Annotated in this window: 12 protein-coding genes and 1 pseudogene; 5 read left to right on the top strand and 8 right to left on the bottom strand. The window is 69.8% G+C overall.

All coding sequences use genetic code 11. The features are described 5' to 3' along the window. Nucleotides 1–82 precede the first annotated feature (82 nt). A complete protein-coding gene (locus ACWDBB_RS32525) occupies nt 83–1,204 on the bottom strand; it encodes a diaminopropionate ammonia-lyase (RefSeq protein ID WP_449792999.1) in 1,122 nt (373 codons plus the stop codon). 115 nt (nt 1,205–1,319) lie between these two features. Here ACWDBB_RS32525 and ACWDBB_RS32520 point away from each other — a divergent pair, with 115 nt between their 5' ends. The 3 genes from ACWDBB_RS32520 to ACWDBB_RS32510 all read left to right on the top strand — a co-directional run bounded on the left by ACWDBB_RS32520 (nt 1,320) and on the right by ACWDBB_RS32510 (nt 3,791). Next, on the top strand, nt 1,320–2,249 hold the full coding sequence (locus ACWDBB_RS32520; protein WP_449793028.1) for a LysR family transcriptional regulator: 930 nt from the start codon (nt 1,320–1,322) through the stop codon (nt 2,247–2,249). A gap of 428 nt (nt 2,250–2,677) precedes the next feature. After that, nucleotides 2,678–3,079, top strand: a complete 402-nt coding sequence (locus tag ACWDBB_RS32515; RefSeq protein ID WP_449792998.1) for a peptidase inhibitor family I36 protein — start codon at nt 2,678–2,680, stop codon at nt 3,077–3,079. Nucleotides 3,080–3,602: 523 nt separating this feature from the next. Continuing rightward, complete coding sequence (locus tag ACWDBB_RS32510; protein WP_449792997.1) at nt 3,603–3,791, top strand: hypothetical protein; 189 nt, start codon at nt 3,603–3,605, stop codon at nt 3,789–3,791. Between the two features lie 100 nt (nt 3,792–3,891). Here ACWDBB_RS32510 and ACWDBB_RS32505 read toward each other — a convergent pair whose 3' ends face one another. Next, a complete protein-coding gene (locus ACWDBB_RS32505; protein WP_449792996.1) occupies nt 3,892–4,851 on the bottom strand; it encodes a GlxA family transcriptional regulator in 960 nt (319 codons plus the stop codon). A 132-nt stretch (nt 4,852–4,983) separates the two neighbouring features. Here ACWDBB_RS32505 and ACWDBB_RS32500 point away from each other — a divergent pair, with 132 nt between their 5' ends. Beyond that, on the top strand, nt 4,984–5,940 hold the full coding sequence (locus tag ACWDBB_RS32500; RefSeq protein ID WP_449792995.1) for a proline dehydrogenase family protein: 957 nt from the start codon (nt 4,984–4,986) through the stop codon (nt 5,938–5,940). 46 nt (nt 5,941–5,986) lie between these two features. Here the strand turns inward: ACWDBB_RS32500 and ACWDBB_RS32495 are convergent, their stop codons facing one another. From ACWDBB_RS32495 to ACWDBB_RS32480, 4 genes and pseudogenes are all read right to left on the bottom strand, one after another. Beyond that, nucleotides 5,987–6,259 (bottom strand): hypothetical protein, encoded by a 273-nt coding sequence (locus tag ACWDBB_RS32495; RefSeq protein WP_449792994.1) that lies wholly within the window; start codon nt 6,257–6,259, stop codon nt 5,987–5,989. A 253-nt stretch (nt 6,260–6,512) separates the two neighbouring features. Beyond that, nucleotides 6,513–6,863, bottom strand: a complete 351-nt coding sequence (locus ACWDBB_RS32490) for a hypothetical protein (protein WP_449792993.1) — start codon at nt 6,861–6,863, stop codon at nt 6,513–6,515. Nucleotides 6,864–7,015: 152 nt separating this feature from the next. Then, nucleotides 7,016–7,186, bottom strand: a pseudogene (locus ACWDBB_RS32485) (transposase); the annotation flags it as partial. Between the two features lie 81 nt (nt 7,187–7,267). Next, entirely contained in the window at nt 7,268–7,735 is a 468-nt protein-coding gene (locus ACWDBB_RS32480; protein ID WP_449792992.1) for a hypothetical protein, read from the bottom strand. A gap of 265 nt (nt 7,736–8,000) precedes the next feature. On the opposite strand from ACWDBB_RS32480, the gene ACWDBB_RS32475 reads away from it, so the two are divergent. Further along, nucleotides 8,001–8,786, top strand: coding sequence for a hypothetical protein (locus ACWDBB_RS32475; RefSeq protein WP_449792991.1), 786 nt, complete (start codon nt 8,001–8,003; stop codon nt 8,784–8,786). A gap of 389 nt (nt 8,787–9,175) precedes the next feature. Here ACWDBB_RS32475 and ACWDBB_RS32470 read toward each other — a convergent pair whose 3' ends face one another. Beyond that, the gene (locus ACWDBB_RS32470; RefSeq protein ID WP_449792990.1) at nt 9,176–11,242 is read right to left on the bottom strand and encodes a multicopper oxidase family protein; all 2,067 of its coding nucleotides are present in this window, start codon (nt 11,240–11,242) and stop codon (nt 9,176–9,178) included. A gap of 338 nt (nt 11,243–11,580) precedes the next feature. Then, nucleotides 11,581–11,661: aggregation-promoting factor C-terminal-like domain-containing protein (locus tag ACWDBB_RS32465; RefSeq protein WP_449793027.1), on the bottom strand; the 81-nt coding region annotated here is incomplete at its 5' end.

Here is an 11,661-nt window from a genome sequence, read left to right as displayed (position 1 = left end):
TCGGGGGCGGGGCTGTTCATGTGCCTTCTCCCGGGGCTGGTCGGAAACGGTGGCGTGGGCGGGGAGTTGAGGTCCTGCGGGCTCAGTGGCCGGTAACGGTGCGCGGATTGGCTGCAGTGCCCTCGGTGCTGAGCAGCACGACCACTGAGGACGGGCCCAGCCCCAGCGCGGTGCGGCGTGCCTCGGCGCCCGCCCCGGTGAGCGCGGTGCGCAGACCGGCGAGGGCGGCGGCGCCGCAAGGACCCGAGGCGACGCCACCCGCTGCGAGATCGGCTGCCGCGCGGGCACTGTCGCGGTCCGCGACAGCGACAGCGGCGTCCAGCCCGCCGTGGAGGTAGGGCCACGCGATGCTGGACGGGGTACCGCAGTTCAACCCGGCCATGGTGGTGTCCCCGGTGGTGACGCTGACGGGTTCACCGCGGGTGAGGCTCTCCAGCACGCAGGCCGCGGCCTCGGGCTCCACCGACAGCAGCGCCGGCGCCTGCCCGGACGGGCGGCTGCGGTAGTGGGTGATCACCGCCTGCGCCAGGGCCCCCACCCCCACCGGGATGGACACCAGGTCGGGGCCTTCGGCGATTCCCTGCCCCGCCAGTTGTTCGTCGATCTCGGCGCAGAGGGTGGAGTAGCCCTCGACGATCCACCCCGGGATCTGTTCGTAGCCCGGCCAGGCGGTGTCCTGGACCAGGACCGCGTCGGGCCCCGCAGCCGCCTCGGCCGCCATCCGCACGGCCTCGTCGTAGGTGCCCGGGACCTCAGTGACCTTGGCTTGTTCGGCGACGATGGCGGCGACGGCCTGCGGATGAACGCCCTGCGCGACGAAGACGTGGGCGTCCTGCCCGAGCAGTCGCGCCGTGCGGGCCACCGCCCGGCCGTGGTTGCCGTCGGTTGCGGTCACCAAGGTGACCGCTCCTGGCTGCACGCCGCTCGCTGCGCGCGCGGCGAGGACCCGGTGGATCGCCCAGGACGCTCCGAGCGCCTTGAACGCAGGAAGGCCGAGCCGGTGCGACTCATCCTTGACGAACACCCGGCCGACCGCGAACTCATGGGCCAGTGAGGGAATTTCGGTCAACTGGGTGGGCGCGTAGTCGGGCAGCGAGGCGTGGAAGCCCCGCACCTCGGCGGGGGCGGGATCGCACCGCCAGGCACGGGCGCCGGGCCGCGTGAACCACGGAACGGCGGGCGGGAAGAGGAAGTGCTCAGACATGAGTCCATGATCAGCCGCCTCCTCTCATCGGTCCAGCAGATCTTTCCGACCTATACTCATCAGGAAAACTGACCATTCGGCCACCAGCTGCGCCGGCGCCGGAGAGGGGATGCCCGTGTTCGACCTGCACCGGCTGCGCCTGCTGCGGGAACTCAAGCACCGCGGCACCCTGGCAGCCGTCGCCGCGGCCCTGTCCTACGCCCCTTCCTCCGTCTCCCAGCAGCTCTCCCAGCTGGAAGCCGAGGTCGGCGTCCCGCTCCTGGAACCGGTCGGACGCCGGGTGCGCCTCACCGAGCAGGCCGAGATCCTTGTCGCCCACACCGAAGCGGTCCTCGAACGCCTGGAGCGCGCGGAGGCGGACATCGCCGCCTCCCTGACCGAACTGACGGGCACCCTGCGCATCGCCTCGTTCCAGACGGCCGCCCTCGCCCTGGTCCCCGCCGCGCTCGGCCTGCTCCGCGACCAGCACCCCCACCTCCGGGTCCACCTCACCCATATGGAACCCGAACAAGCGCTTGCCGCTCTACAGGCCCGCGATTTCGACCTCGTCCTCGCCGAGGAGTACCCCGGCAATCCCAACCCCCGGTCCGCGGAACTCCACCAGGAACACCTCCTGGACGATCCGCTGCACCTCGCCCTGCCAAGCCCCGGCACGAGCTCGGACAGCGACGGCCCCCTGGCGGCGCTGCGCTCGCTGGCCGACCACCCCTGGGTGATGGAGCCCGCAGGCACCCCCGCCCGGTACTGGGCCATGACGCTTTGCCGCGACGCCGGCTTCGAACCCGACGTCCGGTTCGAGACGACCGACCTCCTGCTCCACCTCCGCCTCGTCGAGCAGAAGCACGCCGCTGCCTTCCTCCCCGACCTCGTCTGGAGCGGTCAACCCCCCACCGTCACCCTGCGCAAGCTCTCTCGCGGCCAGCACTCTCGCCGCATCTTCACCGTGGTACGGCACGGCCATAGCCGACACCCCGCGATCCTGGCCTGCCGGGACGCCCTCCAGCGGGTGGCCGCGGCCGGTCCGCTGCCACCAGACTCCCGATAGATCGAGCGTCGGTCCGGCTGTCTCCCCCAGCTCGCTCGACCGGATCGGTCATGCTGCTCCGTATAGGGCGGCGCGGCCGATGCTGCCGGGGCCGAGGCGTTCGCGGGCGCGGTCGGCGACGGCTTCGACCGAGCGAACGCGTCGTGCACAGCCCCGCCCAACCCCGAGTGGCCATCCAGTTCCCCTTCATAGCCCGCCAGGAATCCGCGAACTGGTCGGCTTCACGCGGGTGCCCCTCGGACGGTACTCAGCATCAGCATGCGAACCAGCCCCGCGCCCCACGGCGGAGCGGACAGACGTCACGCAGCTTTTGTCAGATGGTCATTCTTCTTTGGACCTGCTCACAAGCCTCGAGCATCGCTTCTACGGTGGGTTACGTCCGGTGACATACAGGGAGTGCACCGGATGACCAGAAAGGGAGAAAACGGATGAGGCACACCACCAGCCGCGCCCGGCTCCGTCACACCGCCCTCGTGGCGGGCGCCCTGCTCGTCGCCGCCTCGGCGGCCGGCACCGCCCAGGCCACCACCTCGGCCGCCGGGCAGCAGGGTTCGGGCCCGCGCATCACGGCGGCGCCGGCCGACTGCCCGAAGGGCTACTTCTGCGGCTACGCGGGTGCGAACTACACCAGCCCGGCCTTCAAGTTCAAGGACTGCTACATGCAGCCGGTCGCGGCCAGGACTGGCGGGTCCTGGTACAACAACCAGTCCACCAGCACCAAAGCCAAGATGTACAACATCGACAAGAAGCTCGTCTTCACGACCCCGGGCGCCCCCTACGGCGACCCCCACGGCGACTGGACGGGCATCCGCTACATCGAAGCCTGTTGATCGGGCTTAATGGGTGACCTGAGCCTGTCCCATCCGCCACGGGGCCGACTCACCGCGCCCAAGACGGAGACTGTGCCGGGCGGCCGGGCCGCGTAGGGGCCTCGCCGCTTGCCGGCAAGCGGTCAAGATCACCTGTCAGGGGACAGCGGTCGGTGTCCCGTCTCAGCGAAGTTTGACCGCGGGCGGGTCCGCCGTCAGCGGCGCGGTCTCCGCTGAGCTGCACGCCCACTCCCACTGGGCGGAGGCCGGCAACCGACACGAGGCCGAGATGAAACCCAAGCAGGCCGGGCGCCCGGGCACCGCGCAACAACCGACGGCCTGGCCTTCGCGCGGTTCCGGCGCCCGGTCCGGGGAAGGGGTCGGGTGTGGGCGAGCGCCGCGAACGAAACCGGGAGCCCGCCGGCCCAGCTTCGCAGGCCGCGGCCCGGCGGCTGACCGGGGAACTGCGCGCCGCGATCGAGGAGGTCCGCTCCGCCGTCCTGGTCCTGGCCGCACGGGTGCGCGCCGCGCACCAGGCGCGCGTGTGGACCGCGCTCGGGACGGCGGCTGGGCCGCGTACGCGGGCGCCGAGTTCGGGGTGAGCCGCTCGACCGCCTACCGGCTGCTCGACCTGGCGGCTGCGGCCGCGGCCGCAGCGATCGGGGACGTCGTCGCCCGCCAGGCCGGCTCCGAACTGTCCCACGTGGCTCTGTTCACGAATCTGGACGGTTGAGTGTTCAGCACTCCGCGAGGCGCTGGGCGAGTGCGCTGTTCGGTGCTCACGAGAGCCGACAGCACTGCGCGGGCCTTGTGGAGCTGTGGACTTGGGCGGGTCATCCGCTGGTGGGTGGGGCTCCGAAGGTGCGCCGGTAGGCCTGCGGCGTCGTGCCGAGGCGCCGGGCGAAGTGGTGGCGGAGGGTGTCGATGGTGCCGAAGCCCGTGCGGTGGGCGACGGCGGTGATCGACTCGTCCGTGGTCTCCAGGTGGTGCTGGGCGAGCAGGACGCGTTGCCCGGTGAGCCACTGCAACGGGGTGGTCCCGGTCTCCTGCCGGAAGCGGCGGGCGAAGGTCCGCGGGGAGAGATGGGCGTGGCGGGCCATTGCCCCGACGGTCAGGTCCTGGTCGAGGTTGGCTTCGATCCAGGCCAGGACGGGGGCGAGGGAGCCTGTCCCGTGCCGAGGAAGGGGGCGTTCGCGGTACTGGCGCTGGCCACCATCGCGGTGCGGGGGCGCGACCATGCGGCGGGCGATCGCGTTGGCGACGGCGCTGCCGTGTTCCTTGCGGATCAGATGGAGGCAGGTGTCGACGCCGGCAGCGGTGCCAGCGCCGGTGATGACCGGGTCCTCGTCGATGTAGAGCACGTCCGACTCGACCCGGGCGCGCGGGTGGCGGCGGGCGAGTTCGTCGGTGTAGCGCCAGTGGGTGGTGCAGCGCCGCCCGTCCAACAGCCCGGCCTCGCCGAGCAGGAAGGCCCCGGTGCAGATGCTCAGGACGCGGGCGCCGCGCTCGACGGCGGCCCGTAGCTCCTCGGCCAGGTGGTCCGGCTGCCGCACGTGCAGGTCGTAGGCCGGAATGCAGATGAGGTCCGCCGAGGCCAGTCGCTCCAGGCCGTGCCGGGTCCGCACCTCGAAGCCGTGCCGCATCGGCACGTTGTCGCCGGTTCCTGAGACAAGAGCGAAGTCGTAGACGGGGAGCGCATCGTCGCCGCGGTCGATGCCGAAGACCTCGCAGAACACACCCAACTCGAAGGCGTGGGCGCCTTGGAGGGCCAGGACGGCGACATCGCGAAGCACGGGCTCCCGATCTCCTCTCACGACGGTGGCAGGAACTTCAGCCTATCCGTCGTTTCTGCCACTCCCAGCGAGTGCCCCGTCCTGGAAGGCTCGCAGGCGTTTCCCCCCACCACGCGAACAGCTAGGCACCGGATGACCAGGCACACGCACACCACCAACGCCACCCTCTCGTCACAGGCGGCCCAGGCCCTGCGCGCACTGGCGCTCGACGAGGAGCTGAAATGGCGCATCCCCGGCGACCCCGTTTTGGGCCCCTTGGCCCGCAAAGTCGCCCGGCGGTACGTGGCCGGCGAAACCCTCCCCGACGCCCTGGACCGCGCGCAGCAGATCCTGGCCGCCGGCCACCGCGTGAACGTCGAGTACATGGGCGAGAGCTGCCGCGACCCGCAGCGCGCTATCGAAGAGACCGACGCGTTCCTCGCCGCCGCCCGGCTCCTGCCGCCCGAGTGCTCAATCTCCCTCGACCTGTCCCACATCGGCCTCGCCGTCGACGCAGAGCTCGCCCTCGCCAACGCCTCCCGCATCGCCCAGGCCACCGCCGCCACCGGGCGGGAGATGATGATCTCAGCCGAAGGCTCCGACCGTACCGACGCGGTGCTGGCCCTGCACCGCACGCTGTGCGAGCGCTTCGACCACGTGGGCATCACCGTCCAGGCACGCCTGCACCGCACCGCGGACGATCTACCGGAACTGCTCACCCGTCCCGGCCGCATCCGCCTGGTCAAGGGCGCCTTCCTCGAACCCGAGACCATCGCCCACCGGCGGGAAGCCCCGGCTCTGACCGCGGCCTACCTGAAGTACGCGGAGCAGCTGGCCGACTCGGGCCACCTGTGCTCCTACGCCACCCACGACTGGGATCTGATCGACCGTATCGACCACTACGTCGGCCGGAAGGACCAGGACTGCGCCCCCTGGGAGTTCGAAACCCTCCTCGGCCTCGGGCCCGACCGCCTCGACGCCATGGCTGAGCGGGGCCACCCCACCCGCGAGTACGTCGTCTTCGGCACGGAATGGTGGCTCTACGTCTGCAACCGACTCGCCGAAGACCCCCAGCGCCTGCTCCAAGCCCTCGTCGACGCCGCCGCATGAACCCGATCTGGACGAACGCCGCCGTGTGTTCGTTGAGGGGCGTTGGTCAGTCAGCATCAGCCACGCCGCCGACGCGGCCGGACCGGCTGGAGTGCCCCGAGTGCGTACAGGCCCGCACCGCAGAGGACTTGGGCCCGTTGATGCTGCCGGTCCCGACCAAACGCAAGCTGGTGGCCTCGCTGGTCTCCCGGCCCTGGCGGGTGCCACTGCCGGGCTCCTTGCCCTGGCCGGGCGAGGCCTTCGCCTGGCGGTCGGTCGGGTGGTCGGCGGCCTGGTCGCCGTCGTCCGGGCCGGGCGCGGCGAGCGAGGTGGTGGTCATCGAGGTGGCCTCCCATCAGCGGTAGGCCGAAGAAGGTGCTGCCGCCGAGGCCGCCCGCCTGTCGTCTGTACCCGCCCTCGAACGGTCGGCGGAGTGACCGGGCCGGCCGGGCGCGGCGGACACCGTCCCGGACGGCACGGGCCAGCCGGCCCGGCCCACGACGCCGGCGAGCGGAAGCAGGCGCCGGCGAACAGCATCCCGACGGCCCGGCGCAGCCAGCGGCTGCGGACGGCATCGCGGACTCCGTTGTGGGTCAGGGGGGTGGCAGGGGCGATGTGGAGGGGGTGGGGCGCTCGAGCAGGCGAGCGCGGGCGTCGTCCAGGGCCACGGCCGCGCGGCGCAGGTGGTGGCTGACCACCGGGACGGCGGTGCCACGCAGGCGGTCGGCGGCGTGGAGGGCGGTGGCGGCCCGGTCCAACAGGTCGCCGGCACGGTGTATCGCGTAGCCACGGTCGCTGGCACGGTACTCCCCCGCCAAGACCTCGGCCACGGCGGCTAGTTCACCGACACCGGGGTCCTCCACCGGCTCTGCGCCGAAGAACTCCAGCGCGTACGCCACCTCCGCCAACCTGGCCGTACGGCGCGTCTCCCACCACATACTCACACCGCGATCATCCACCATCACACCACCCGGTGGACACGAAACGAACCAACTCCCCCAGCACCCTGACGAGGTCGGAATCGAACGGCTCGCGTCGGGCTGTCGAAGAGTGGGTGGTGTCGATGGGGCGAGGGGCTACTCCCACGGTCTCGGTAGGGACGTCGCGGCCAGGCAACGCCGGTCCGCAGCACGTACATGATGCCGGCGAGAGCCGCCCTGTCCGGGATGCGAAGTCGTCCGGGATGGCGGTGGCGTCGTTCGGGAGAAGGTGGCAGCAGCGGAGCCACCCGCTCCCCCAGGTCGTTCGGAACAAGATCAGCGCGCAGCTGGACACCCTGCAGATCAAGATCGCCGAGCGCAAGACCCACAGTTCAACTCGCCCAGAAACGATCGGTGGGAGCGTTGGATCACGTCTCCCGCCGGGTGGTCGGCCAGGGGATCTCCTGGAGAACATCCTCAGGAGTCGGCACCGCGTCCGGGTAGTGCTGGCGGATCTCCCGGAGTACCGAGGCATCCGCGGTGCAGAGGTCCCAACTCGTGCTGTCGAACTCCCGCAGCACCACTCTCAGCTCGTCCCCTGCATACCCCGCGAAGTCACCGTCGACAAACTGAACATCCGGCGCGACCAGGGCCAGTAGCTCCAGGGTGCCGATCCCGGCACCGGAAGAAGCCTTCTCGATCTCGGCAAACCTGGTGACCAGTCGAGCATCGTCGATCCGCACCTTCCAAGCGAGGCCGAGCCCAAAGCTCCCGAGGCGCACGAGGAGTTCCGCCAGCGTGACGTAGTACCGATTGGAGGCGCGGTCCTGCCCAGGAGGCCGGTCACGCCAGGCCGCGAACGTGATCGACTGAAATGCCCCAGGGGACCCTGCCATCCATGCGGCTCCGTTCGCTTGCGAGGATCAGCGTGCTCTCACATCATGATCTTCCTTGACTGCAGCTGCAGATCATTTTGAAACCGTCAGTTAGCCCGAGCAGGGCGGGGCAGGGCAGGGCAGGGCAGGGCAGCCAAGCACGGCAGCACAGCCAGGACGACGGCAAGTCGGCCCCAGGCGCCCGGCAAGGCCGGGCGGGGGCCGCTGACCCTGCACAGCAGCACAGCGGGGCGGCTTGCGCCGACCCGCCGGATTCCGCATTGACTTGGCCGATCTGACGGTGGCCGATCGGACAGTCGTGACCTGCCCGTACGACGATTCCTGTGCACCGCAGCCGAATGCTCCCGTCCGGCGAACAGACCCGCGCGGCGTGCCGATTCCCGGCCCGGATGAGACGGTCGGAGAGATCAGGTCCACCCCCGGTGAAGGAGCGCAGGTGACCGGCCGTCCGAAGACCTCCGGCAGGCGTGCCGCTTCCGTGCTGGGCCTGGGCGCCGCGGCGCTCGTGCTGACCGGCTGCGGTGGTGGCAAGGGCGGGGCCTCAGGTGCGTCACCGACCACTCGGACCGTCCCGGCCGGCTCACCCACAGCAGCAACCTCGACCCCTGCTGGTCAGGGAGCGTCCGCCACGGAACAGCCGAGTGCGGGCAACAGCACCGTGGGGGGCAACCCGTCTTCGCCAGCCTCTCCTGACCTGTCGGGCGGCTCCACGCCGGACCAGCTGGTGGGCGGCTGGGGATACCAGTCGGATGGCATCAGCGCGGTTCACTACTCATTCAGCTCGGATGGCACCTACGAGCTCCAGGAGTCGATCGGCCAGAGCGGAGACCGCCACATCACCTACGAGAAGGGCATCGTCCAAGGCGGACAGAACCAGATCACGCTGGTTCCCAAGATCAAAGAGCAGCGGGTCGAGAACGCCGGTGCCCAGTTCGTGGATCCCGGACCACCGCGCACCTACAGCTGGCAGATCGGACCTGATGTCACCGGTGTCACCGTGCTGGCGCTGACCGACGCCAATGGGGCGACGACGACCTTCGTGCCGGCCTGACTTCAGCGCGCTGGAGCTCGAACGTGGACGGCGGCCTCAAGCCGCACATCAGGTACACGGTCCGGCTGGACAACGCCGCCGACTACGCCGAGGGCGGCCCGCTGTACCGGTGGGTGCCCACCGGGCACGACGTCGGTGACGATCCCTTCGTCAACTCCAAGGGCATCGCTCCGCCGGCGCGGTCCCCCTGCTGCCGATCGGGGTGGTCGGCAGGGGGTGACCGGATTCGGCGGCGGGAACTCGCGCGGGGGTCCGGCCGGCTGGGTGGCCACTTCGGCGAGGCGCTCGGGCAGGCGGTCGAGGGCACTCCGGCAGTCCTCGACGGCGGTGCGTTCCTCTTCCGTGGGTCAGGCTCCCGCTTCCTTCACCCCGCCGCCGCTGAAAGGGCCTCAACGGCCGCTCTGATCACGTACTTGCAACGGCCGCATCATTTCATTGTCCTCATGGTCGATGATGTGACAGTGCCAGACGTACCGTCCCGCAAGGCCGAAGCGAACCTTGACGCGGGTGATATTGCCCGGCAATGCGATCACGGTGTCCTTGTATCCGCCTTCCCCCGGCTGCGGGGGTGACAGTGCGCCGCCCGTGATGGCTTGGCGGTCGAGGACCTGGAATCCGCTCTGATGGATGTGGACGGGGTGCGCGTCGGGGGTGAAGTTGTGCAGTTCCCAGATTTCGGTGTCGTCCTTCACCGGCGTCTCGGTGACCGGGTCCGACCACAGGAGCGGGGTGGCCGAGCCACTTGGCGTGACTGTTCCGAGCGTGGCCATCGTGGGCGCGCCGGTGAAGTACGCGGAGTCCTCTTCGTTGAGTGACAGCTTCCGGACCGCCTGGCTCTCGGGAAGCGCCGGGATCGGAGGGAGCACGATCCGTGACGGCGGGACACTGGTGTCGGTGGAGGCAAGGGGGAGGACAGTGAATTTCATGACCTGCCCCGTGGTCGTGACATCCGCCGGCGTGAAGTCGGTGACCGGCACGCCGCCGCCGTACGCCTCGTCCGGGCCTTCATTGATCAGGTAGAGCCCGGTGCCGACCGGGGTGCCGGTGAAGTCGACCACCACGTCGGCGCGTTCCGCGGGGGCCAACAGGAGTCGATCCGACTGGACCGGGGCCGGCAGGAATCCCTGGTCGTTTCCGATCTGCCAGAAGGGCAATGCGGGGCTGACGGGGCGGGGGGCTGTGGCGTCAGCCGCGATCTTCAGGATGAGAGTACGGGCGTTGCTCGCGTTGAGGATGCGCAGGCGGTACCGCCGCGGTTCCACGTCGAGTACCGGCCAGGTGTTCCCGTTGACGACCATCGTGGTGCCGAAGAACTCCGGGTTCCAGATCGGCGGAATATCGGTGCCGGGGATCCAGGGACCATCCGGCGGGGTGTCCCCGAAGTATCCGCGACTGCTGGGGAAGAAAATCGACCCGTCCGCATTGAAGGACTTGTCCTGAACCACCAGGGGGATTTCGTAGGGGCGAGCACCGTGCGCACCGCCTTGCCCCGGGGCCGGCCCGGGAAGTACTCCCGAGGGGAGATCGGCAGGTCCGCCTCGCAGCAGGTAGAAACCGGCAAGGCCCGCATAGACGTTCACCCGGGTCATGCCCAGAGTGTGGTCGTGGTACCAGAGAGTTGCGGGGCGCTGGTCATTGTTGTACGCGAATGTCGCCGACCCGGGGCGCCAGCGGACGCCGCAACGGTCGCGGAACTGCTCGGCGAACCGGTCGTAATAGGTGCCTACGCGGGCATGGTCGCGAGGGATGTCACGAGATGCCGGCAGGTACCAGGCTTCGGGATATCCGTCACTCTCTTCTCTGCTGTACCCACCGTGCAGATGGGTCACGATGGGCACCGGTCCCGTGTACGGCCCGGGAGTGGTCGAGAAGGTGGGCCGCGAATCACGTCCGGCCCTTCCGCCGGGAGGGTTCGCCCAGTGCAACGTGGGGTCCACAGCGCACAGATGGGGCAGATAGAGGCCGCGCGAGGTGACGAGGTCGTTGACCCATGTCACGGAGATCGGCCGATCCACACGGGCTTCGACGGTCAGGCCCGGCGTGTGGAATGACCGCTGGTGGCCCACGGCTCCGTAACCCCAGACCGTGGTGGCCGGCATCCCGCTCGGCAGCATTTGCTGTCGGAACTGACGGATCGCGATGCGGTAGGAGTCCCGGCCCTCGCTGGGCATTTCACCGAGAAGGAACAGCGGCGTCCGGTACTTGGGTACGGACGACGGATCGAGCGCGCCTCCCGACGGCCGCGAAGGATGCGGATGGTGCCGACCGACTCGAAGAGCACCCGGACCGGACGGAGAATTGACCGCGTAGGCACGCCCGTTCGCAAGTGCGCCGGCAAAACCCACGGCACCGACTGCCGCGACCGCGGTTCCGAGCAGCTTGCGTCGACTCGGCAGAGAATTCTCGGCGACATCAGCAGCCTGCGAATTCTTCAGAGGATCGGCATCCTTGATCACGCCCGAATGGTATGCGCGCGATATGGAGCACGGCGCCATTTCTGCCGGTCGACATGCCACACCCGTTAAAGTCCGATCATTGGACTATTGCCGCGGTGGCAGATCTTCCTTCCAGTGAAGGAAGCTGATCTCCCCGCGCTTCGCGGAGCGATCAGCAGTGAGGGAAGCCGGCCTCGGGGATCCACTCGGAGGGTCCGTACGACCGCGAGAGGGCCCGTGCCACGCGGATCGCGCGGGCACGGGCCCTCTCGGATCATCCCAGTGGTCCCTGTCCGGCCCCCGGGGTGAGGGGGAGGATGGTCAAGGTCGCGGGCGTTGCCGACGGCCGACGGGTCGGCTTAGTACCAGTGGTGGGACTGCCAGAAGTTCCAGGCGGCGTTCGGGCTGCCGTAGCGGGTGTTCATGTAGTCCAGCGCCCA

The organism is Kitasatospora sp. NPDC001095, from assembly GCF_053598615.1.
The sequence above is the reverse complement of the archived record's forward strand: the minus strand, read 5'-3'. Positions and strand labels throughout refer to the sequence as shown.

Excerpts from the sequence above, each read along its gene's own strand:
- ACWDBB_RS32525 (WP_449792999.1), bottom strand. The coding sequence starts at position 1,204 with ATGTCTGAGCACTTCCTCTTCCCGCCCGCCGTTCCGTGGTTCACGCGG.
- ACWDBB_RS32515 (WP_449792998.1), top strand. The coding sequence starts at position 2,678 with ATGAGGCACACCACCAGCCGCGCCCGGCTCCGTCACACCGCCCTCGTG.
- ACWDBB_RS32500 (WP_449792995.1), top strand. The coding sequence starts at position 4,984 with ATGACCAGGCACACGCACACCACCAACGCCACCCTCTCGTCACAGGCG.
- ACWDBB_RS32495 (WP_449792994.1), bottom strand. The coding sequence starts at position 6,259 with ATGACCACCACCTCGCTCGCCGCGCCCGGCCCGGACGACGGCGACCAG.
- ACWDBB_RS32480 (WP_449792992.1), bottom strand. The coding sequence starts at position 7,735 with ATGGCAGGGTCCCCTGGGGCATTTCAGTCGATCACGTTCGCGGCCTGG.